22 protein-coding genes are annotated in these 22,890 nt (G+C 48.2%); 9 read left to right on the forward strand and 13 right to left on the reverse strand.

Annotated elements, in window-relative coordinates; all coding sequences use genetic code 11:
• Nucleotides 1-23: 23 nt before the first annotated feature.
• The 3 genes from ACFVU8_RS12875 to ACFVU8_RS12885 all read right to left on the reverse strand — a co-directional run bounded on the left by ACFVU8_RS12875 (nucleotide 24) and on the right by ACFVU8_RS12885 (nucleotide 3,517).
• Nucleotides 24-1,604, reverse strand: a complete 1,581-nt coding sequence (locus tag ACFVU8_RS12875) for a DUF3502 domain-containing protein (RefSeq protein WP_387427701.1) — start codon at nucleotides 1,602-1,604, stop codon at nucleotides 24-26.
• Nucleotides 1,605-1,693: 89 nt separating this feature from the next.
• Nucleotides 1,694-2,575 (reverse strand): carbohydrate ABC transporter permease, encoded by an 882-nt coding sequence (locus ACFVU8_RS12880; protein WP_175370037.1) that lies wholly within the window; start codon nucleotides 2,573-2,575, stop codon nucleotides 1,694-1,696.
• A gap of 30 nt (nucleotides 2,576-2,605) precedes the next feature.
• Nucleotides 2,606-3,517 (reverse strand): ABC transporter permease, encoded by a 912-nt coding sequence (locus tag ACFVU8_RS12885; protein ID WP_387427703.1) that lies wholly within the window; start codon nucleotides 3,515-3,517, stop codon nucleotides 2,606-2,608.
• Between the two features lie 255 nt (nucleotides 3,518-3,772).
• Here ACFVU8_RS12885 and ACFVU8_RS12890 point away from each other — a divergent pair, with 255 nt between their 5' ends.
• From ACFVU8_RS12890 to ACFVU8_RS12915, 6 genes are all read left to right on the forward strand, one after another.
• On the forward strand, nucleotides 3,773-4,009 hold the full coding sequence (locus ACFVU8_RS12890) for a hypothetical protein (RefSeq protein WP_387427705.1): 237 nt from the start codon (nucleotides 3,773-3,775) through the stop codon (nucleotides 4,007-4,009).
• 212 nt (nucleotides 4,010-4,221) lie between these two features.
• Entirely contained in the window at nucleotides 4,222-4,902 is a 681-nt protein-coding gene (locus ACFVU8_RS12895; protein ID WP_175370034.1) for a response regulator transcription factor, read from the forward strand.
• Nucleotides 4,899-6,683: a sensor histidine kinase gene (locus ACFVU8_RS12900; RefSeq protein WP_387427706.1), complete on the forward strand. Its 1,785-nt coding sequence runs from the start codon at nucleotides 4,899-4,901 to the stop codon at nucleotides 6,681-6,683. Before ACFVU8_RS12895 ends, ACFVU8_RS12900 begins: the two co-directional genes overlap by 4 nt.
• A gap of 48 nt (nucleotides 6,684-6,731) precedes the next feature.
• Nucleotides 6,732-7,256: a CDP-diacylglycerol--serine O-phosphatidyltransferase gene (pssA, locus tag ACFVU8_RS12905; protein ID WP_175370032.1), complete on the forward strand. Its 525-nt coding sequence runs from the start codon at nucleotides 6,732-6,734 to the stop codon at nucleotides 7,254-7,256.
• Between the two features lie 7 nt (nucleotides 7,257-7,263).
• Nucleotides 7,264-7,764, forward strand: a complete 501-nt coding sequence (locus ACFVU8_RS12910) for a DedA family protein (protein WP_175370031.1) — start codon at nucleotides 7,264-7,266, stop codon at nucleotides 7,762-7,764.
• A 169-nt stretch (nucleotides 7,765-7,933) separates the two neighbouring features.
• Nucleotides 7,934-8,515: a TetR/AcrR family transcriptional regulator gene (locus tag ACFVU8_RS12915; protein ID WP_379465926.1), complete on the forward strand. Its 582-nt coding sequence runs from the start codon at nucleotides 7,934-7,936 to the stop codon at nucleotides 8,513-8,515.
• A gap of 80 nt (nucleotides 8,516-8,595) precedes the next feature.
• On the opposite strand, the gene ACFVU8_RS12920 is transcribed toward ACFVU8_RS12915, so the two are convergent.
• Nucleotides 8,596-9,408 carry an SDR family NAD(P)-dependent oxidoreductase gene (locus ACFVU8_RS12920; protein ID WP_387427707.1) on the reverse strand — a complete coding sequence of 271 codons (813 nt, stop codon included), beginning with the start codon at nucleotides 9,406-9,408 and terminating at the stop codon, nucleotides 8,596-8,598.
• 225 nt (nucleotides 9,409-9,633) lie between these two features.
• Between ACFVU8_RS12920 and ACFVU8_RS12925 the strand changes: the two genes are divergently transcribed.
• Nucleotides 9,634-10,215: an LOG family protein gene (locus ACFVU8_RS12925; RefSeq protein WP_387427709.1), complete on the forward strand. Its 582-nt coding sequence runs from the start codon at nucleotides 9,634-9,636 to the stop codon at nucleotides 10,213-10,215.
• Between the two features lie 714 nt (nucleotides 10,216-10,929).
• Here ACFVU8_RS12925 and ACFVU8_RS12930 read toward each other — a convergent pair.
• Entirely contained in the window at nucleotides 10,930-11,463 is a 534-nt protein-coding gene (locus tag ACFVU8_RS12930; protein WP_387427710.1) for a hypothetical protein, read from the reverse strand.
• A 375-nt stretch (nucleotides 11,464-11,838) separates the two neighbouring features.
• Here ACFVU8_RS12930 and ACFVU8_RS12935 point away from each other — a divergent pair, with 375 nt between their 5' ends.
• The gene (locus ACFVU8_RS12935; RefSeq protein ID WP_379469419.1) at nucleotides 11,839-13,437 is read left to right on the forward strand and encodes an amidase family protein; all 1,599 of its coding nucleotides are present in this window, start codon (nucleotides 11,839-11,841) and stop codon (nucleotides 13,435-13,437) included.
• Nucleotides 13,438-13,583: 146 nt separating this feature from the next.
• Here ACFVU8_RS12935 and ACFVU8_RS12940 read toward each other — a convergent pair whose 3' ends face one another.
• Nucleotides 13,584-14,762, reverse strand: coding sequence for an adenosylhomocysteinase (locus tag ACFVU8_RS12940; RefSeq protein WP_387427712.1), 1,179 nt, complete (start codon nucleotides 14,760-14,762; stop codon nucleotides 13,584-13,586).
• Between the two features lie 129 nt (nucleotides 14,763-14,891).
• Between ACFVU8_RS12940 and ACFVU8_RS12945 the strand changes: the two genes are divergently transcribed.
• Nucleotides 14,892-15,566 carry a Crp/Fnr family transcriptional regulator gene (locus ACFVU8_RS12945; protein WP_387427713.1) on the forward strand — a complete coding sequence of 225 codons (675 nt, stop codon included), beginning with the start codon at nucleotides 14,892-14,894 and terminating at the stop codon, nucleotides 15,564-15,566.
• Nucleotides 15,567-15,653: 87 nt separating this feature from the next.
• On the opposite strand, the gene ACFVU8_RS12950 is transcribed toward ACFVU8_RS12945, so the two are convergent.
• The 7 genes from ACFVU8_RS12950 to ACFVU8_RS12980 form a co-directional block, all read right to left on the reverse strand.
• Entirely contained in the window at nucleotides 15,654-16,487 is an 834-nt protein-coding gene (locus tag ACFVU8_RS12950; RefSeq protein WP_379469425.1) for a carbohydrate ABC transporter permease, read from the reverse strand.
• Between the two features lie 15 nt (nucleotides 16,488-16,502).
• Nucleotides 16,503-17,393 carry a carbohydrate ABC transporter permease gene (locus ACFVU8_RS12955; RefSeq protein WP_387427715.1) on the reverse strand — a complete coding sequence of 297 codons (891 nt, stop codon included), beginning with the start codon at nucleotides 17,391-17,393 and terminating at the stop codon, nucleotides 16,503-16,505.
• 106 nt (nucleotides 17,394-17,499) lie between these two features.
• Nucleotides 17,500-18,900 (reverse strand): ABC transporter substrate-binding protein, encoded by a 1,401-nt coding sequence (locus ACFVU8_RS12960; protein ID WP_387427717.1) that lies wholly within the window; start codon nucleotides 18,898-18,900, stop codon nucleotides 17,500-17,502.
• 288 nt (nucleotides 18,901-19,188) lie between these two features.
• On the reverse strand, nucleotides 19,189-19,920 hold the full coding sequence (locus ACFVU8_RS12965) for a glutamine amidotransferase (RefSeq protein WP_387428020.1): 732 nt from the start codon (nucleotides 19,918-19,920) through the stop codon (nucleotides 19,189-19,191).
• Nucleotides 19,920-21,242: a M20 family metallopeptidase gene (locus ACFVU8_RS12970; RefSeq protein WP_387427718.1), complete on the reverse strand. Its 1,323-nt coding sequence runs from the start codon at nucleotides 21,240-21,242 to the stop codon at nucleotides 19,920-19,922. Before ACFVU8_RS12970 ends, ACFVU8_RS12965 begins: the two co-directional genes overlap by 1 nt.
• 16 nt (nucleotides 21,243-21,258) lie before the next feature.
• The gene (locus ACFVU8_RS12975) at nucleotides 21,259-21,810 is read right to left on the reverse strand and encodes an ureidoglycolate lyase (RefSeq protein WP_387427719.1); all 552 of its coding nucleotides are present in this window, start codon (nucleotides 21,808-21,810) and stop codon (nucleotides 21,259-21,261) included.
• A 24-nt stretch (nucleotides 21,811-21,834) separates the two neighbouring features.
• Nucleotides 21,835-22,878 (reverse strand): autoinducer 2 ABC transporter substrate-binding protein, encoded by a 1,044-nt coding sequence (locus ACFVU8_RS12980; RefSeq protein WP_379469434.1) that lies wholly within the window; start codon nucleotides 22,876-22,878, stop codon nucleotides 21,835-21,837.
• Nucleotides 22,879-22,890 lie beyond the last annotated feature (12 nt).

Below are 22,890 nucleotides of genomic sequence, written 5' to 3' on the forward strand. Positions count from 1 at the left end.
TGAAGCAATAGCGTTAATCCAGCTTAGTTTGCTGCGAGAAATTCATCCAGCTGTTTTTGGACCTCAGCCACAATCTTGTCGGTCCCGGCATCCCTCTCCTTGGCGATAAAATTGGCGACATCTTTGTCCACATCCTTGATGTTGATTCCGCACATCAGCAGATTGCCCAGCTCACTGCGCAGCTGCTCCCGTTTTGCAGCCTCGGTCTTGATCGGTGTCTGATCAGGCACGAAGTATTTGACCGTCGACGTAATCTGGTTCGGACGATTAATGAAGGCATCATAAGTCTCATAGTATTTCGGCGTATGCTGCTCATCATACTTCTGGAACTCCTTACGCCAGAAGCCCCACTGTCCCGGCCAATCAAGATAGTTGGTCGGCTGGCCATTACCTTGCCCATCCATGTACTTCACGTTATCGCCATCCAGCTTGTAGGTCTTATCCAAAATGCCATAAATCACAGCATCATACACCTTCTGGTTCGTCGACAGCTCCTCCAGGAACATGAGCACCCGCTCCGGGTTGGCTGCATTTTTGTTGATCGCTACAATATTATCAAGCGGTGAAGCGATCACCCATTTCTTATCCGGATAGAATTCCGACCAGATCTTCACAGCTCCTTCAGCTTCCACAGACGGCTTAAACGTGTTAGGGTTCTCCAGAATTCCTCCGTCAATCTGGTTAATAGCAGCGCTCAGCGTTCCGGCCGAGAAGTCACCTTCCGTTCCTTTGGTGGCCAGCAGGTTGCGTGGAATCAGACCAGCCTCGTTCCACTTCTTAGCATAGAATACGAGTTCCTTGAAGGCTTCAGTCTGTTCCCACGGGATGACCTTATGCTCGGGATCATCAATCTTGACGACCAGGCCCATGGAGTTCAGGTTCTCGTATTCATACTTTTGCAGAAACACCTGGGCAACATCGCTGTACCAGTTATCCGGCCGCCAGGAGATAGGGAGAATTTGCGGCGAAGCCTTTTTAGCAGCATGGAGGTACTCATCCAGTTCCTCAACCGTTTCTACCTTGTCTTTCATGTAGCCGCCTTTTTTAGCCAGATCACCCCGATACCAGACGATAGGCTTAATGCTTTTCTTCAATGTCCAAGGCGCCCCATACACCCGTCCCTTGACCTTGATCGGGTCCAGCAGATTCTGTTCTTTGTACGTTTCAGTCAGCTTCGGTGCATATTGTGGCAGCAGATCGGTTAGATCCAGGTAAGAGCCGCGATTCATGGCGTTGGAGAAATCATTCCAGTTCGCATCAAAATTAAGATCATAATTATCGCCCGAAGCCTGCAACAGCTTCATTTTATCCTTATAGTCATTCCAGTTGACAAAATTGATCTCGAACTTGGCATTCAAGGTGTCCTTAGTCAGCTCTGACACATACGACCACACCTCATCAGTCGCCTGCGGCTTATCTCCCGGGAAATAAAAGCGCAGCGTAACCGGCTTCAGCTCTGTCTTTTGTCCTTCGCTTGTTTTAGTACCTTCTGTATTACTTGGGGTGCTTGCACTCTCTTTGTCTCCGCCGCCGCAGCCCGCGAGCAGCCCTCCTGCCAGCAGCACCGTCAATCCCAGCGCAGCCGATCTCTTTCCTTTGACCATTGCCGTTCCCCCTATTAACAATTTTGTGAATATGCTCAGCGGCACCATTGCCGTTCAAGCCTTCATCAACCTGCCAAACCGTGAACGTCTTACCCTTTAATCGCCCCCAGCATCAATCCCTTGACGAAATACTTCTGGAGGAACGGATACAGAAAAATAATCGGACCGATTGTAATCATCGTGGCAGCCATCTTGATACTTTCGCGCGGCATCATCTGGTCAGCAGTCGTGGCCAGCACGCTGGAATTGGCCAGATAATCCACATTCGAGATAATGGTCCGCAGAAGCAGCTGCAGCGGCTGCAGCTCTACCTTGTCGATTAGCATCAGTCCCAGCCACCAGTCATTCCAGTAGCCCAGAGCTATAAACAAGCCTACAGAGGCAAACACCGGCGTCGATAGAGGCAAAATGATAGATATCAACGTCCGGAACTCTCCGGAACCGTCGATTTTGGCGGATTCATGCATTTCCTCCGGGATCGAGGAGAAGTAGCTGCGCATCAGGAACACATTGAACCCGTTAACCATCGAAGGCAGAATAAGTGCAGCCATATTGTTGTGAAGATGTAGATATTTGACGCAGATGATATACCATGGAACCATTCCCCCGCTGAAGAGCATTGTGAGCAGCACGTAGGCGGAGATAAAATTACGGTATTTCAGCCTGCGCAGTGACAGCGGGTAAGCAATCATGGCCGTAATCGCCAGACTGGCAATGGTACCAATCACCGTGACCAGACTCGTGACCTTGTAGCCATTCAGGATCACACTCATCCGCTGGAACAAATACTGATAAGCCGCAAAGTCAATATTTTTCGGAAACAGATTATACCCGCTGGTGAGAATATCCATTTCCCGGGTCATAGAGCTGGATAGAATGATGATAAACGGGATGACACAGAACAGGGCGATCAGCGTGACGATCAGATTTAGAAACGCTTGGCCCCAGGAAAAGGATGTGCTGATTTTCATGCAAGTACCTCCATTATGCACCTCATTTTTTTAAAAGAGCGCTGCGTCGCTTTCATACTTGCGGGCCAGCCGGTTGCTGATATAGACAAGCGCGAAGGCCAGTACCGACTGATAGAAGTTCGCCGCTGCGGCCATTCCCATATCCCCGGCGCCCTTCAAGCTGCGGAAGACAAAGGTGTCGATGACATCCACTGTAGAATAGATCTGAGAGTTATCGCCGACAAGGGAGTAGAACATTCCGAAATCAGAGTTCATAATGTGGCCGATGCCGAGCAGGGTCAGCACGATAATGGTTGGCCGCAGCATCGGAATGGTAATATGAATGATCTGCCTGAACTTGGTAGCCCCGTCAATCCGGGCCGATTCATAAAGCGTATTGTCAATCCCCATCAGGGTGGCCAGGTAGATGATGCTGTTATAGCCGATGCTTTTCCATACAAAAATTATGGCGATTATAAAAGGCCAAGCCATAGGACGCGAATACCAGTCAATCTTATCAAAGCCCCATCTCACCAGCAGCTCGCTTAACATTCCGTGCTCATAGCTCAGGATGTTGTAAGCGAACACGCCCACCACAATCCAGGAGATGAAGTATGGAAGCAGCGTTAGTGATTGAGAGACCCGCTTGAACCAGACCGACCGGATCTCATTAAAAAGGATCGCCAGCGCCACATTAAGGAAGGTGCCAACCGCGATGAACAATAAATTCAGCAGGATGGTATTCCGGGTTACCCGGACCCAATTGGATGAAGTAAAGAAGTATTGAAAATTCTCATAGATCGGGTGTGCCCAGGAGCTGCGAAATATCCCCGTACTTAAATTGAAATCTTTAAATGCGATAATGATGCCGGCCATCGGAAAATAACTGAATACCAGCAGCAGTAGCATCGCAGGCAAGGTCATCAGATACAAGACCTTGTGCTTATTCAGTTCTTTGAGCAAAGTGGAACCCCCTCTACATTTCATGAATCCGCTTACAAATGGAATGCTATCACAGCTATAACGCATTTTAAACTTTCGATTGCTGTGATTTTGTTATCATTTCTACGATAAGAAGGCACCAATTTCTATGATTTTATTGCTTTTTGATCTCAAAAATCATGATATTATGTGACACCAGTTATGGTTTCCCCGAAACTTTATAGGTGACCTTATTATTGTTATACTGAGGAAGCCTTACTTATAAGGAGAGCAGACATGAATCTATCCTATAACTCTTCCCCTGATTCCGATCCCGGCACAGGCGGCGATAATGATACATTGATCCAAACTCTGCTGGAGCAGACCTATGCTTTACAAAAAAAGTTGCAGCAGGAGGATGACGAGGAGACCGCATGGATGCTAGAGCATACGGACATTCCGGTCCTTAAAGATCTGATCAAGGAACTGACGATCATCATGCTGCATGTGCTGGATGCCATCGGCCAGCTTTAACCGGTTAACGGGATTACCATCTCGAAGCAATTCGGCTTTCCAAAGGGCAGCGTCTTCAAAAACACCCGCAAATGTGTTTTTCACTTCATTTGATGATATTTAAATTGACTCCCCCGCCTCTTCCCCAAATTTATCACGGTGTCCTCATGGACACATGAAAGACATACCCGCAGGTTATACTTTTTTTCAAGCTGAATTAAAAGAGGGATTCCATGAATAAAAAAGTGCTTCTCGTTGAGGATGAAATCCGTATTCGTGAAGTCATTGCCGACTATTTTATACAAAGTGATTGGGATGTCTACGAAGCTGGCAACGGTCAAGAAGCCTTACTCCGTTTCGATGACCTGCAGCCGGACCTCCTGATTCTGGATATCATGATGCCGGAAATCGATGGCTGGGAAGTATGCCGGCAGGTTCGCAGCCGCTCAGAGGTGCCTATTATTTTGCTGACGGCCAAATCCGGCGAGGATGATAAAATATTAGGCTTTGAGCTGGGCGCCGACGATTACGTCACCAAGCCGTTTAGTCCTAAGGTGCTCGTGGCCCGGGCGAATGTTCTGATGAAAAGAGTCGAGGGTCTTTCCAAAGCTCAGCCATCACTCTTAACGTTCGGCGGTGCGGTACTGAACACGATGGCCCGGCGGCTGGAAGTGAACCATGTGGAAGTGGAGCTGGCTCCCAAGGAGTATGAACTGCTTCTTTATTTGATCAAAAACAAAGGGATTGTCATTTCACGCGACACTGTACTTGACCGGATATGGGGATTGGATTTTGAAGGTGATTCCCGTGTCGTGGATACCCATATCAAAAAACTGCGGAGCAAGCTCGGAACGGAATCACGTCATATCCGTACTGTAATCGGTACCGGCTATAAGTTCGAGGAGGAAGAATGAAGAAGCGTGGCGTCACCTATAAGCTGTTTATCATGACCGTTGTTTTTTTCCTGTGCTTTTACGGCATGGTGATCCTCAGCCAAATGCTGTTCTTCGAAGGCTTCTACGAGAACCAGAAAATCTCCCGGGTAGAAAATCATTTGAAGACTTACGCCGTAAACTACGCCTCAGAAGAGAATCGGAGTATGAGTCAAATTTCTAAGGACACGGCCAAGTTTATCATTCAGAACAAAAGCCAGCTGGCCATTCTGACCCTGGAAGGCAAAGTGAAGCTAGGCGACCCCTTCCATATCACGTTGAAAAAAGAAAATGGGCAGCTCGTTACGATCAACCTGTCCCTTTTTATGAATATGTATGGCACGGAGCTGAAGAATGCCCAGATACAGCAGGGCGATCAGCTAACCATCTTCGGTGAGAACGATATCGTTGAAGATTCGCAGATCCATGTGCTTTATCCGATAAACATTTACAAGCAAGGCGGACCGGTAGTTGGAGAACCTTCTGCAAAAGTGATAACTGGCGAAGACGAGTTTGGGGAAACAGAGACCATTACGGGCACAGTTACAGAGATTGTACTCCCTGATCTGAAGACATGGAACCCCCGCCAGGTTCTTATGCTGTCTGCTATGGAGGAATGGTTCCCTCTAACTCAAACCCTGCTTGAGAAGCTAAAAAAACTGGAGGTTCAGCAAGCAGATTGGACAGAACCCTGGACCGGCGTCCGCAGTTCCGTTCTGCTCTACCCTGTGAAGATGAAGAACGGCGACATTGACCTGTTGTTCACAGTGACTTCGCTCCAGGAGGTCAGTGAGACGAATCAGGCCCTGCAGTGGTTCTATGTCTATCTCGGCATCGGCGGGTTCATTCTAATCCTGTTTCTGTCTCTCTTCTTCTCAAAAATCGTGACCCGTCCGCTTATCTCGATTAACAATGCAGCGAAGCGAATGGTCAATCTCGACTTCACTGATCACGAGCCTATCCGGCAAAATGACGAGCTGGGCAGTCTTTCGTCCAGCATGCACACCCTCTCGCGCAAGCTGGACAGCGCGCTAGGGGAGCTTCAGGAGGCTAATCAGCAACTGGTGAGTGATATGAAAGAAAAGCAAAAAATGGAGATCGCCCAGCAAGAGTTTTTCGCCAATGCATCGCATGAGCTGAAGACCCCCATCAGCATCATTAAGGGCTTCGCGGAAGGGTTGCAGGACGGGGTGAGCGCTGGCAAGCAGGATCACTACATCGGCGTCATTATCGAGGAATCGGACAAAATGGAGATGCTCGTTCAGGATATGCTGAATCTTGCGACCTTGCAGTCCGACACTCTCAAGCTCCGTAAAACAACCTATATGCTCAGCGAGCTGGTGGAAGATGTAATGGGCAAGCTCGTCTATTTATTGAAGCAAAAAAATCTCGAGGCTGTGATTATTCCTTCCAATGAGCTCCCGCTCTATGGCGATTTAAGGTGGATGGAACAGGTAGTCTCTAACCTCGTTACCAATGCGATCCGTCATGCGGTGGAAGGCAGCACGATTACTATAAGTATCAAGGGCTTGGAAGAGTCCTCTATTTTCTCCATTGAAAATACCGGCGAGCAAATCCCGGAGCATCAGTTGGAGCAAATCTGGGAGCGGTTTTTCCGGGCTGAGCCTTCACGCAGCCGTCAGACTGGCGGGACAGGACTTGGGCTTGCCATCGTCAAGCGGATTCTGGATCTGCACGGCTGCCGGTATGTAGCGGAGAACACGGGGATGGGCGTTCGCATCGTCATTACCTTTGATCATTAATCATTTTTCAATATCATCTTTTTTTACACGAAAGGCGTGAAAATAAACATGAAATGGATTTGGTTACCCTCAGCTTTCACTGTAATCAACTTGGGAGCAGGGGCCTTATCATTATTTTTTACCATTCGCGAAGAATATATGGTCGCATTTGCACTGGTGATGGTGGCAGCCGTATGTGATGTGCTGGATGGATTGTTGGCTCGTCTACTGCATTGTCCCAGTGATTTTGGCAAACAGTTGGACTCACTCGCAGACATCGTTTCCTTCGGGATTGCTCCGGTATTTCTGATCTTAATGTACAAGCTGGAGGATTCTGTGTGGCTCGGACCGCTCGCGGCGGTTGTATTCCTGGTATGCGGGGCGCTCCGGTTGGCAAGATTTAATATAAGTGCTCCCGTCAGAGGGTTCGTCGGTCTGCCCATTACCGCTGCCGGTGTAATACTGTCTCTTACAACATTACTCGGTGACCGGGTGAAGCCTGAAATGACACTGCTTGTGATGGGCTTGCTGTCTGTTCTGATGATAAGCAGAATTCCGTTTCCATCCTTTAAAAAAACTTACGCCAGGAAGTGACTGCAGCATGGCATGGATTATGGATATGATCACTCAATATGGATATTTCGCGATTTTTGCGCTGCTTGCGCTTGGAATTATAGGCATTCCGGTTCCCGATGAAATTCTAATGCTGTTCGTAGGCTATCTGTGTTCTGTAATGGTCCTTGATTTCTCGATTTCCGTGCTGGTCTGCTTCATCGGAGCGGTCACAGGTATGCTCACTAGCTATACCCTGGGCAAAAAACTGGGACAACCACTGGTTGACAAGCATGGCAAGTGGATCGGTCTCACCACCAAACGGTTTGAGATTGTGAAGCGCTGGTTCGCAAAGTTTGGTCTCTGGACGATTCTTCTCGGATACTTCGTTCCAGGCCTGAGACATGCTACTAGCTACATCTCCGGAATTAGTGCCATGCCCTTTCGGAAATATTTCCTTACCGCCAGCCTAGGATCACTGGTGTGGGTTCTGGTATTCACCTCTATCGGTTATTATATGGGGGCCAACATATCCTTTGCCGGACTGTAAACAGCACTCACTGCTGGCCTTGCCGGGGATACGAAAATTTGTTCATACATTCTCTGCTATACAATAATACGCAGAATGATTCACTATGAAAACGAACAATCCGTCTTTTATTGACGTCTGCTTCCTTTGAATTTAGAATAAAGAAGAAGCATGAGCTTGAAAGGCGGTGTTGAAGATTCGTAAAGGTGAGAAAACGAAACAATATGTGATCGAGAAAACCTCCCTGCTGCTTAATCAGCGCGGTTACTTATCCACCTCCCTGGCCGAGGTTACGGATGCGACCGGACTGCAAAAGGGGGGCTTATATAATCATTTCAGAGATAAAGAAGACCTGATGATCGAGTCGTTCAAATACAACTGCACACTGATTACTGAACAGATGGAGCCGGCCATCGCCTCGGCATCGGCAGCAGCCGATAAGCTGAATGCCTTTGTCGAGACTTATCTCGACCTCGATTTTCCAGGTGGCTGTCCTATTGCCAATGCCGCTGTAGAAGCCGAAGCTGTTTCCCCTCCCCTGTTCCAACATGCACAAGAAGCGATGGACAGAATGCTGGTGTTGCTGGAAGATATCATAAATACAGGAATCGCCCAAGGGGAATTCCGATCGGATGCCAATACCCGTAATACAGCCGTAGTCATACTCTCACTGATCGAGGGGAGCCTGCTCATGAACAAACTTCTTCCGTTCTCCCCGCTCCAACTGATCAAAGACCAACTTGCCCGGTATATCGATGAGGTACTGAAATAAACCGATGTTGGCAATAAAAAGAGACCTTACAGCTTCATCCGTAAGGTCTCTTTTGACGGGTAGCGTGACCGTGGCGGGAATTACTCCGCGATCAACGATACCTTTTCCCACGCCACAACTTCTTCGATTCTTTTGCCTAGCTCATCCCGGATACTATAGGTTGCCATAGCCCCCACCGGGAAATGCAGGGGCGGATTCTCGCTGTTGATCATAGCGATAATGGATTCGACCGCTTTTCCTTGATCGCCTAATTTCAGGGCCTCATAGCTCTTGTTGAAGGCTTCATACACCGGTGCATATTCGTCGGTAGATTTGCTTTGTTTTTGAGAAGATCCCATGAATTCAGTTAAGAAGACGCCCGGTTCCACAATCGTAGTCTTAATCCCGAACATGGCCAGCTCAGCTGCCATTGCTTTAGAGAAACCTTCCACTGCAAACTTGGATGCTGCGTATACACTGTAAGTTGGAACAGCCCACACCCCGAAGATCGAAGACAAATTCACATAATGCCCCGACTTCTGCTTCTTGAAGACCGGAAGAGTGGCCCGGATAACATCCAGCATACCGAACACGTTCACATCGAACTGATCTCTGATTTGCTCATCCGTATATTCTTCCAGCATTCCAAATAGCCCGTAGCCAGCATTATTTACGACAATATCAATCCGGCCGAATACGTCCACTGCCTCTTGCACTGCAGCTTCAATTTGTTCTTTCTTTGTGACATCGAGTGCAGCAATATGCACATTCTCCGGCGATTTTTCTTTCAAGTCAGCGATGGAATCCAGGTTGCGTGCTGTAGCAACAATTTTATCTCCAGTGTGAAGCAGCTGCTCCACGAATTTCCGCCCAAACCCTGTTGACGTTCCTGTAATAAACCATACTCTGCTCATTCTAATCTCTCCTTATGATTTTTATAATATTAGGGCAATTATGAATACGTAAATAAAAGACAGACCGTTCATATTTTTAATTATAGTTAGAGTTATCATTAAAGTCAAATTCAATTCCCCCGGCCACGAAGTGTAGCGTTCATGCCGATGACTCTGGTCACTTCACACCCGAACATACGTATGGTAGGATACCTATAAAAAGCATTCCGAAGGAGAGAGGATACGATGAAGAGTGTAGCTGTTTTTTGCGGATCGAGTGAAGGTGCATCCCCTGTCTATAGAGAAGGCGCACAGAAATTAGGTCATGAACTTGCAGAGCGTAACATCACCCTGATCTATGGCGGAGCCAGTGTAGGCTTGATGGGCGCCGTAGCGGATGCTGTATTAGAGAAAGGCGGGAAGGTAGTCGGCGTCCTGCCGCATTTTCTGCAAACCCGGGAAATTGCCCACAACCACCTGACCGAGCTGATTGTTGTCGATTCGATGCATGAACGTAAAGCCAAGATGGCAGAACTCGCCGATGGCTTCATCGCTTTGCCGGGAGGACCAGGTACGCTGGAGGAATACTTCGAGATTTTCACCTGGGGCCAGCTTGGACTTCACGATAAGCCACTGGGTCTGCTAAATATCGAACATTACTACGACGCTTTAATTACCATGTTTGATCATATCGCTGCCGAGAAATTCATGCAGGAAAAATACCGTTCCATGGTGCTGGTCGATACTACTGCCAAGGGAATTCTGGATCAGTTCGCGGCATACAATGCACCGGAAGTTAAAACCTATCTCACCGAAGACCGGATTTAATCAGAATAAGGCCGTCCGGAGAACATTATTGACGAAGGGGTTGTCCCAAAAAGGATTTGAACCTTCGTGCGCCTTGTAGCGCAGAATGGTGGATTGGTCAGAATCCATGCAGATCCTCACACCCTAACTTGGGAACTGGGATCTGGGATGTGGTATCTGGGATCTGAGCATAGCTCTGATTTAACAGGAAAATGTACCGTTAATTCTCCCCTTTCAAGCGTTTTGCACGGATTAAAGGGGATTTCTCCAGTTATTTTTCCCCTTTATCAGAAAATCGAAGGGTATCCTAGAGATTAACGGGAATCTTTCCCGTTATTTTGTTGGAACACGCCATTTTCGAAAAATTAACGGGAGAATTTCCCGTTATTTAGACGCTGCATAACGGGTAACACCCATTTTTACTTTACGAGACCTGCACGTCTGAAGGCCGAGTGGTTTGGGTTTGGGTTTGGGTTTGGGTTTGGGTTTGGGTCAGCGTTTCACTCTGGCTTTGGGTTTCACTCTGGCTCTGGCTCTGGCTCTGGCTTTCGCTTGCCTTTCCCTTCCCAAGAGGTGGTCATCGACCACAAATAGAACATGGCGAGATCAGGACTCTTTCTGAGCACCGCAATGTTCTATTTTCGCTATATTTTTTAGCAGATAGGCTTCTTATCAAGAAATATACCTAGTTTTGGGGTAATCCCTTAACTATGAACTACCAGCGAATGGGTGCAACTAAACTCCAGTCTCTTTCTCCGCCCAACGCTTTGCTTCGTCCGATTCAGTGAGGTTAGAGAAGAACGACCGGTAAGAAACATCACCGCCACCTAATTGAGCATTCTTCAAATCCAGGTAGCGAATGTTCAGGCTCCTTACAGCCTCTTCGTCCATAATGGCCCCTACGGCCTCTTTCTTGACATTCTCATCCCATAGGACTTGGAATTCATAACGTTTAATTTCCTTGAAGAAGTTGTTCACATTCCAGGCATAGTCCACCATCGAACGATAAATATCCTCTTTGATAGGTGCAGAACCCACTTCCGGCACAAACGTAAAATGGAGCGTGTACGGGGCTTTTGAGCCTTCAATTGTGAATTTCTCCACAAACCTAAAGTGATCTTGGGTGTAGAATTCCACTTTATTGGTGATAAAATCTTTCTGTGTCAACATTTCTTCTGGTTCTGCAACAGAATTGGAATTTGCTTGTGAACACGCAGAGATAAACATCAGCATGAGTATTACCATAAGTACATTCAGGAATCTGTTCATAAGTTCCCCCTTCCTACTTTATATTCTCATGAACATCAAAATTTCACCAATAATTAAAGAACTGTCGTCGTAAGCTGCTATAAGCTTTCAACATCCATCTGTTCAAGCTACTCCAATACGATTCGCCCCAGCATCCTCACCTCAGTAGATTAGACACTTCAACACGGAAGGCGGTTCCCCTCTTAAAGAGGAAAGTGTAAAAAAAGTGTGCCAATAGCTCCCGGATCTTGCACTGGTTTCTGACCCACGCAGCCCCGAGGTCTGATTCAAGAGTTTTTTGTGTTATGTTTATTAACAACAATCAACGAAATCTATTGATATTTTTAATTTTGAGTAATATAATCTTACGCATAAACAATAACAGGAGGGCATTTAATGAAATTTACACCCAGAAATCTAACATCACTTGTCATCGCCTTGGTTTTAATCTTCGGAGTTTTACAGTTTCCCGCCTACGGCAAGGACGCGAAAGATAAAGACAAAAAAGCCAAGCCCTTCGTCCTTGAGGAAGCAACTGTAGACAGCATTCACGCCGCATTCGCGAACGGAACACTCACTTGTACCGCACTGGTCAAAAGTTACCTCGCCCGTATCAATGCTTATGACAAGAAAGGCCCAGCCATCAACTCCATTATTAACGTCAACAATGATGCACTGAACCTTGCAGCGAAGATGGATAAGCAGTACAAAGACAGCAAAGGCAAGGTTAGTCCCTTGTTTTGCATCCCGATCATTTTGAAGGACAACTACAATACTAAGGATATGCCTACGACTGGAGGCAACGTGGCCATGAAAGACTCGGTACCACCATCCGACGCCTTCACAGTAGATAAGATGCGCAAAGCCGGGGCTATCATCCTCGCAAAAGCCAATCTGCAGGAATTCGCGCGCGGAGGCATGTCCATCAGCAGCCTCGGCGGCCAAGTGTTGAACCCGTACGACTTAACCCTGACCCCAGGCGGCTCAAGCGGAGGTACCGGCGCGGCTATTGCCAGCAATCTCGCCGTGCTGGGAGCGGGCAGCGACACCGGTCAATCGATCCGCTCTCCCGCTTCCGCCAACAGCCTGGTTGGCGTGCGTCCCACCAGGGGTTTGATCAGCCGTGCCGGCGTCATGCCTAACAGCTTTACGCAAGATGAAATAGGCCCGATCACTCGCACAGTGAAAGACGCGGCCAGACTGCTCGACGTCATGGTCGGTTATGACCCGAAAGATCCTATCACCGCATTCGGCGTCGGCAAGACCCCGAAAAGCTATGCGGCCGGATTGAATGCGAATTCGCTGAAAGGCGCGCGAATCGGCGTCATGACCAATCTGTACGGTACGGAGGAACGCCATGCAGAAGTAAATAAGGTCATGGAGCAAGTGATCAAAACGATGGAAGCCAAAGGCGCGACGATCATCCGTTTCTCGCTTCCGGAATACGATACATTGTCACCGAAGGTAGGGACGGCTAGCTGGGAAGCTAGATCTGCGATGGATAAATACTTCGCCGAACTTGGACCCAACGCTCCCGTGAAAACCTTCCGTCAGCTGGTGGATTCCAAAACCGCATCACCGACAGTCCAAAAAACACTTGAAACCGAGATTGCCGTGGAAGACGGCTTGAACAACCAGGAGTATAAAGACCGCACCCTGAACCGTGACAAACTGCGTCTGGCAGTATCTTCGAAGATGGCTGACTTGGGGCTTGACGCCATCCTGTACCCGCTGCAGAAGGTACTCGTCGCGCCAATCAGCGCAGCGGATCAGATGGAGCGCAACGGTACGCTATCTAACGGCACAGGCTTCCCGGCCGTCACGTTCCCAGGCGGCTTCTCTACGCCAACCGCAACGGCGCCGCTTGGCGTTCCAATCGGAGCCGAACTGCTCGGCCGCGATTACAGCGAACCGCTGCTCCTCTCGCTTGCATATTCTTATGAGCAAGCAGCGAAGGTGCGCAAAGCTCCACTCAGCACTCCGCCCCTTAAATAAACACGTAGAGTAGACAACTTCATACCCCGAGTAAGTACAAGAGGCTGTTCCAAAGTTTGTGTTTGGGACAGCCTCTTTGTATAACTCCACAAGCTACGCTTCGTGAAATCAACTGTTCGTTTTCTTGTTCCTTGAAAGGGAATGGATCATTTCAAGGATTCAATAAATAGCTGACTGATGCTTTCATTAATATCATCCGGTACCGGCTGCATTCCGGGTTGCAGCGTCTCTACTCCTGTAACAATACGATAGGCGGAATAGGATTGTAATCCTAGCCCGAGATCCATGATTTCAATCGGATTACCGTCAGCACCGGCAAGGTTCAGCGGATTGGCTTGGTGAAGCAAATAGAGCCTTTTCTCCCCGAAGCTGATTCGTTCAATCCCTTCCTTGACCTGATCTATTGAAATAGAGGCCTGCTTGATGGCTTTGACATCGATCTCGAAGCTGTAATGACCGGAATTGCCGAGGATCACCTTATCTTTGAATAAAGGAATGTGCTGCTCGGTAATCACATCAAAGGCGCCGGTCACAGTAATAATGACATCCGCCTGAGGAATTAACTCCTGTAATTCACCTACAATATGACCATCCGACTTCGCCTTCAATTGATAGACAGGATTGAGATCATACACCAGGGTCGTGGCGCCTAAGCCACGGAACTTCTTCGCTACACCGCTCCCACAGTATCCGTAACCCACTACAAGTACCTTTTTCCCGCCGACCAGCAGGCTGGTGGTTCTCATAAATCCGTCGACAACCGACTGACCGACACCTACGGCATTCTCCAGAATTTGCTTCAGGGGCGAATCGTCAATCACCACAATGGGATAGGCCGTTTCTACCTGACCTTTCTCGATAAGCAGCTTCCCGGAGCGCGTCTCTTCATTGGCGCCCATAGGACTCCAGCCCGGGTTAAGCTCATGATGAGCCAGAATCAGGCTTGCGCCATTGTCCAGGAAAAGGTCTATTTTATGCTCCATCACCAGCTTGAGATATTCCTTGTGGTCTTCGTAAGTGTCGCCTTCCTTACCAAGTACGGTGATATGCTCAAGGGAGGCCAAGTATGCCGCAGTATCCTTCTTCGTGGTCCCCAGACAGCCCACCAGATAGACATGCTCCGCACCACCGCCCAGCAGTCCCTCAATCCAAAATCCGGTCTTGGGTTCAATATGCATACACACAGCAATCGTCTTGCCTTTGAAGATTTGCTGCTCCTTAAAGGTTTGGTTTACCCCAGCAACAACGGGCATCCGCTCCCGGAACCAATGCATTCTTACAGCTCCCGCACTCGCCAAACTATGATCATCAATTATAGAATTCATACCGTCACCTCTGTCTCTATGCATTTGTCTTGTCTTTCTGGCTCTAGTATAATGATTTGAAAATCATAAACAGGAGGACATATGTCCGCTTTTTAGAACGACAAATAAAGACGTGAGGAGTCTGCCTGCATGACGGTCAACAAGCCTCAACCAGACCTTAGAGCAGCCATCGTAAAAGCCAATCTGCAGGACCTTATTCCGGATGAGATCCTGCCTGCTCTTGAAATCAAGTGTTACAAGAAGAACGAAACGGTCATTTCTACCGGCAATGAATTGACGGAGTTCTTTATCATCATCGAGGGCAAGGTAGCCATTCATAATTCATCTGAGAAGGGAAACATTGCGGTAGTGGATTATTTGGAGCGCAGAGGACTGCTGGGGGACATAGAATATTTTCATAAATGCCAATACCTTCATACTGTAATTGCCGCTGTGCCGACTGAAATTTTGCGAATTCCCTTGGAGATCATGAATAGCACGCTGACCCGATCCGTCCCCTTCCTAATGTTCATGTGCTCCAGCATAACAGAGAAGCTGATGCGGTCCTCCATTCAGAATGCCAGGTCCCTGCTGTACCCTGCCCGTAACAAATTATGCAAATACCTGCTACAGACTTCGGAGCTGTTCGAGACACCGGTAATCTTTTTTGTTAGCAAGGAAGTTGCCAGCATGCTAGGGATTTCGGACCGCCATCTCCGGCGGCTGCTCAATGAACTTATAGATGACGGCATTATTATTAAGGAGAATAAAACCGTAACTATCGTAGATATAAATAAACTGAGACAGTACTCGTCTTATTTTTAAATACATGTCTCCAAACAAAAAACGGCATTTCTGCCGTTAGTATTTTCAAAAATGGTTTATTTATCAAGAGGTATCTCGTGAAAGACTCTACCCCTTAGTACCTCCCTGTAACCCAAAACCCTTGGACATGTACTGCTGTGAGAGGATATACATAATGATCGCCGGGATTGCATACAGGACCGAGAACGCAGCCAGGCTGCCATAATCAACCATGCCGTATTGCCCGAAGAACTGATATAGCTTCACGGAAGCCGGGAATTTCTCAGGAGATTGGAGCAGGATATACGGCACGAAGAAGTTACCCCAACTGCCAGAGAAGGTGAAAATCGCTACCGTACATATACCGGGAACCATGAGCGGAGCTACAACCTTGCGGATCCCCGTAAACACCGAAGCGCCATCCACCCAAGCAGCTTCTTCCAAGTCGCCCGGTACGGAATCCATAAAGTTTTTCATCATCCAGATGCCATAAGGCATCGAAGACGCTACATAGAACAGAATGACACCAAGAATATTGTCGTACAGCTTCAGCCCCAGAAACAACTGATACACAGGCACCATGACCGCCGTAATCGGCAGGGAAGTCATGAACAAAATCGTAAGCATGAACGGCTTCTTATACTTCAGTTGATAACGTGATAATGGATAAGCTGCCAGCAAAGCTAGAATTACAACCAACACAGCTTGGCTAAGCGACATTACAAGGCCGATCAGGAAGGCTCTTTGATTGTCTCTGCTTGTGATGACTTCGATATAATTAGCCCCGGTGAGCCGACTTGGAGCCTTTAGAGATTGCATCGCATTGGGATCTACAGAAGCCACCAGAATCCAAAGCAGCGGTAGCACGAAACATATTCCAATCCCTGCAAGGATAGCATACGGCAGGATGCGAAAGATCAGTTTGCGTTGTTTGGTATTCATATGGATTCACCTCGGTTACTCTTTCATCGAGCGAATATATAACAGACTTAGTACGATACCGATTAGCAGCAGTAGTAACGATATGGCCGTCCCGTAACCGAGCTGATAGTTCACGAAAGCCTGATTGTACATGAAGATAGGCAGCGTAGTCGTGGAGTTACCAGGACCGCCCCCGGTCATCGCATAAATCAAGCCAAATACCCCGAGCGTCTGCAATGTGACCAGCATCATGTTGGTTGTGATGGTCCCTTTAATATAAGGCAGAATGATACGGGTGAATATTTTCCACTTGGATGCCCCGTCCACCACCGCAGCCTCCTCGATTTCAGTTGGCACATCGTCCAGCGCCGCCTGGAATACCAGCATCGAGAATGCGGTACCATGCCAAATGTTCGCCAGGATAATGGTGAGCATCGGCACCGTGAACAGCCAAGTCACTTCCGAAAATCCGAAAAACCCAATGATCGCATTCAGCGTACCATCATCCCCAAAAAAGCTATACAGACACAAGGCGCATACGATCTCTGGTGTAACCCATCCTGCAAGCACAATAGTCCCGATAACGCGCCGAAAGGTTTTGTTCCGCTGTTTCATCAGCAAGGCAATGAGGAATCCAAGCACCTGTTGGCCAATAACCGCTGAGCCGATCAGGAAGATCAGCGTATTCCAGATGCTGATTCTTACCGTGGGGTCCTGAAACATCCGTGTATAGTTATCGAATCCGATAAATTTCAATTCCTTCGCGGCTTCACCGGTCAGAGCCAGGTTCGTAAACGAATAGAAGAACGTCAACAATATCGGATAAATAAAAAATAGGAGCATAATCGCGATCGAAGGCAGTAAAAAAAAGAGCCATGTATATGATTTTTTGGACTTACCGTACATGTCCACTGACAAGCTGCTCATGTGCCGTTCTCCTTCCGTGCTGCAGTTCTGAATAAGGCCGCTGGCCCAAGCATCCATGCATAACCTGAAAGAATGCTTGAGCAAGCCGGCCTCTGGCTATTGTCTTCTATTTCTCCACTGCATGATCCGCACCGACGATGCGGGTAACATCCTGCGCATATTTGTTCATCGCATCCGCAGGCGCAGTTCCGGTAGCCACGGACTCCACCATCGTTTGGATTTGTGTGGACACTTCCGGATATTTATCCTGAGCGGGTCTGAACTCCGCATTCTTCAGGTATTCTGTCGCAATTTCGTTAAACGGCATTTTGGTATACCCCGGGTCCTTGGCAACATCGGCACGCACGGTGATATTTCCGGAAGCAATAACCAGCTTCTGGGTGTTTTCCTTACCTAACGCGTATTGAATAAACGCCCACGCTTCATCCTTATTCTTGGAGTTGCTTGGAATCGACAGTGCCCAGCCACCAGCCAGCGTTATGGAGCCTGGCTCCTGTCCTTTACTGGTAGGCATCGGTGCAAAACCCAGCACATCCTTATATTCCGGCCATGGCGCAGCCCCGGTATCGAGATAATTCCCTGAAATCCATGATCCGTCCAGTGAAATTGCCAGCTTGCCTTTTGGCAAGTATTCACGGGAGGCCGTGTTGCCGGCCTGGCCGTTCAGCACTTTGGACAGCGGAGGCCCCAGCTTTTCCTTATTAACCGTCTCTACGAAGCCAAGCGCATCGAGAATACCCTGGCTTTTGACCGTCCATTTCCCGGTGGCATCATCGTACAGCCTCTCCCCAGTACCATACAGCAGCATTTCATACGTCTGCATCGAGGTCGCCTCACCCGTTGCCTTGCCCATATTCATCCAGATCGGTACGACATCCGGCGCTTTCTCCTTGATCGTTCTGGCTGCATTCAAGACATCTTCCCATGTCTTAGGCTGCCAGTCTTCTGGAAGACCAGCCTGTTTGAATATCTGTTTGTTGTACCATAACCCGCGGGAATCCGTGTTGTAAGGAACCCCGTACACTTTGCCGTCACTAGCCGTAACGCCCTTCTTCATTGCTTCGATGAAGGAGCCGTTGGTCCAGTCCTCCCACTTCGCCAATCTATCATCAAGCGGCTCCAGGAATCCTGCACTGGCATCCGAATTCAGAATAAACGTATCTTCCGTCACAATATCCGGTGCGGTATCCTTGGACTTCAAAGCCAGAGCGATCTTCGCAAAATAATCACCTTCCGACGCTTGAATCGGCGCCGGCTTGATCTCCACATTTTTATCCGGATAACTTGCCGCGACTTCCTTCAGCCACTTATAGAACGCCCCATTCTCACCAACACCGTCATCCCTGAACGTGACGTTAACCGTCTTCTTGGCTGTTTGTCCACCTTCAGCCTTCCCCGGACTACCCGTCTCTGCCGGGCTATTCTTACCACCCGAACAACCAAACAATAAAGACACACTTAAAACCGACATCACTACAAGCGATAATCCCCTTTTGCCTGACTTCATCTTTCGCCCTCCTTTTGGCTGCGCAAACTAGAAGTATCACCCCATTAGGATGAACACGCTTACAAATGCGTATGTTCATCTCTATTTCCGAGATTGTTAAGATATTCTGAACTTTTTTTTCGTGACAAAAAGAGCCCGTTGGACTTGCCCTCAGGCATAGCTTAAGAATCGGCAAATAGCCGCGCACACCTTCTTGGTGTGCACGGCTCGTAAGAAACATAGCAGATTTTATTTAACACTTAAGCCGCATATCCTCAAGCGCTGCTTTTCACTTTGTGGAGGATCGATCTATTGCAGTGTCTTGAGCAGATTCCCCCAGAATGCCGAGTAATGCTCCCAGTTCATAAATTCCAGCGAGCCCCAGTGTGGTGCACAGTCGCTTGCGAAGGCTGCGGTTTTGCCTGATCCATAGGTGCCTACTACAAGCATTGGGTCGCCGTTATAATTCAGAATTTCTTCCGCATCCGGCTTGGTCACCAATTTATTGTATCCCAGTAGCCTAGGCCATTCTCCGAATGAATCGATGAGCGGATGAGACTTGGAAGCCTTCGGAGAGAAACCTTCGGGCATCTCTACACGATCCTCGCCATTCATCATTTCAACCGGCAGCACCTCGGCGAGAATGGTGTTTTTGTAATTCGCTTTACCTTCGATCCCCATAAACGTCAGGTATCCACCGATCATCAACAGTCCGCCGCCTGCAGCAACAAACTGTCTAATGGAGTCGAGCGCATTGGGAATAATCTGCATTTGATAGAATGTTGGGTTCTGCAACAGAAAAGTGTTAGCACCCACATCACTGATCACAATGGCATCAAAGGCTTGAAGCTCTTCCAGACTTTTCGGGAAGCGTACCTGCACTTCGTGCGAAGGCATGTATGTTACATCCACTCCTTCTTCGCGCAAGCAGGATAACAGATACGTAGCTCCCTCTTCATATTTAGTCGATGTAAAGCTGTCATAACCTTTCGTATGGATCATATGAACAATCCAGGATTCACCTATGAATAATACCTTCATCAATTCTGCACCTCCACTGCTTCAGTTCCACACCAGTCTATAATTGTCTTGGCGATCATTTTAACGGCATCTATCACTTCGTTTACGGGTGTGAACTCATCGCTGTGGTGAGCTAGACTCGGATCTCCCGGGCCGAAATTCACTGTAGGAATCCCAACATTAACTGGCCAGCCCATATCCGTATGGAAGCCCAGCCCTTCGATCTTGCCTTCCAGACCAATAGAGTGCAGAGATTGAACACAAGTCTGAACAAAGTGATGCTCAACATCGGTTTCCGCACAATCAGCATCCACCAACCATTCAATTTCCGGCAGATTCTGACTTAGCCAAGGGTCCGATTTCGCTATATTATAAATGAAGTCTTCCAGTTCTTTCTTCACATGTCCGCCCATTAATTTATCGTCCCGTTCCGACGGCAAATACTGCGCATTAAACACGATTTCAGCCTCGTTGGCAAATGATGTTGGATACTCACCCGCATTAAACTGCGCTACATGGACTTGGCATGGAATCGAGAGATACGGATGCGTTTTGCGTACAGCCCAGTCTGCATTCAGATGGTCGAACTGATCCAGGATTAATCTAGCTTTCTTAATGGCATCCACCGCTCCGCCATCCTGCCAGTCCGCCTGCGGCATCTCGATATGACCACTGCGGCCTTGCACCTTGATTTTGGCCCACAGAATTCCTCTGCATAATGGAGCGATTGTAAGTGAAGTAGGCTCCGTCAATATACAGCCGTCTGCACGATAGCCATGGTGGATAAAATCAAGTGCACCCATGCCACCCGTCTCTTCATCCACGACCGTCCCCACAATGACAGGCCCTTTAAGCTTAGCCCCGCTGCGGAGGATCGCCTCAACCGCCATAATCATGGCCGCGACCCCGCCCTTCATATCAACCGTACCCCGGCCATACAGCTTGCCATCTATCACCTCTGCCCCAAAGGGGTCTACGGTCCATTTGGAACCGGCTTTTACTACGTCAATGTGTCCAAAGAGCAGCAGAGACTTCCCTTCTGCTCCTGCTCCAAAAGTACCGGCCAAATTGGGTCTTCCTTGAAAGTCTCTTCCCGGATAATAACCGGCCATTCCTTCATATTGCTTTAAATCGTCGGCAACAGGCTCCCATAATTCGATCTCCGCACCTAATTTAGACAGCTTATCGGCAATAAATTCCTGAACGTCTTTTTCTTTGGATGGCCCTGGCTCATCGAAAAACCAGGGGTTCACACTCGGAATCTGTATCAATTGTTGTAAGAAGCTTATAATTTCATCGTTATGATCATCAATCCACTGCATAATTTGCTGTTCTTGATTCATAGCTGCCAGTCCTCCTCTAGTTGATCAAGCTCGGGTCAGCCTCAGAGATGGACAAGCCATCTCCGAAACTTACCGTATCCCCATTTCCGAAATTCACCCAAGGATTGATCATTTCATCACCGAATTTGTCCTTCTTCTTCTCAATGGCGAACATGTAGCGCGCATCATCATGGGCAGGATAAGCAGGACTGTGCCAGACACCCCGGCCAATAATGATGGCTTGCCCCGGTTTGATCCGGAAGCATCTCACTGTGCTTACATCGGGATGTTCATCCGGATCATCAATATCGGCACATAACGCCACCGGCTGAATGATCTCTTGATCGAACGTAAGCAGCAGCTCCTCCCGGCTTACGTGACGCTCCATGGCATCCACCAAGAACTCCCTCTTTTTCGTAATCACAAGTCCAAAGCCAATAGGCTCGTGTACATCCAGCATGTCGATGTAATTCCAGCAGTCCCATCCATCTCCTCTTTTGGGAGGAGCGTAAGAAGGAAGATCTATTACTTTCCCGTAAGGTTCAAACGCCTCTTTCGTTAATGGTTCTACATTGATGCTATGCTGCATTTTTACGCCTCCTATCCTTTAGGATTAGAATCCAAAGCTGTCTACATTGTCACTCTTGACTTCCAGCATACCGATAAAGACGCTTTGCCCATCCACTTTCACCTTGCCGACCGTAGGTACATCCATGCCATCAGTGATTTTTTTCCCTTGAGCCAGTTGATCGAGGACATATACAGTCGTATAAGCGAGCTTGCCCGGATCCCAGATAATATCTGTTTTAATCGTGCCATTCTTGATGTAGTTTTTAACCACACTAGGAACGGCAATGCCGGTAATCGCAATTTGTCCTGCTTTCAAAGTGCCAGCCTTTACCGCCTGCTCGACCACTTCAGCTGCTGCCGGCGGCTCACCGCCTGCGAACCCAATGATGCCCTTCAAATCGGGATACGTTTTGATAAGGTTTTGCGCATTGGCATATGCCTTCTGTTGATCATCATCACTGGACACCGTTGTGACCACTTCAACGCCTGGATAGTTAGCCTTCAGGTAAGCTTTTGCCGCTTCCGATTTGGCAATTTGGTTCTGAGAACCAAGACCCGCTACCATGAATGCCACCTGGCCCTTGCCTCCAATTTCGTCGCCGATCGTTTTAGCCAGCTTGTCTCCAACCTCTTCATCTGTAGCTGGCGCTATATAATATTGACGGTCCGTATCTGGTGCATCGCTGTCCCAGGTGACAATTTTGACGTCCTGACCGGCTGCTTTCTTGAATACAGGCCCAACAGCTTTGGCATCATTTGGCGAGACGCCAATCCCGTTCACTTGACGAGTCAACATATCCTGAATCATATTAATTTGCTTAGAGGAATCTGCCTCAGTCGGAGCATTGAAGAGAACTTTCACCTTCAGATCCGTCTCTGCTTGCTTGGCTCCTTTTTCAGCGGCTGCCCAATAAGCGGGACCAATGGACTTCGGATTAATGAAATAGGTTCTTGTGGCAGTGGACGATGAGCCTTGATTGCTATTGCTTCCCGCACTTTCCTGTGGTTTGGAGTTACCCGTATTTCCGCAAGCAGCCAAAGTAAGGGTCAATAATCCAGTAATTAACGTAGTAGCTATTTTTCTCATGTGCTTCGACCT

It is taken from the genome of Paenibacillus sp. NPDC058177 (assembly GCF_042883835.1).
In the GTDB taxonomy this organism is placed as follows: domain Bacteria; phylum Bacillota; class Bacilli; order Paenibacillales; family Paenibacillaceae; genus Paenibacillus_AQ; species Paenibacillus_AQ agri.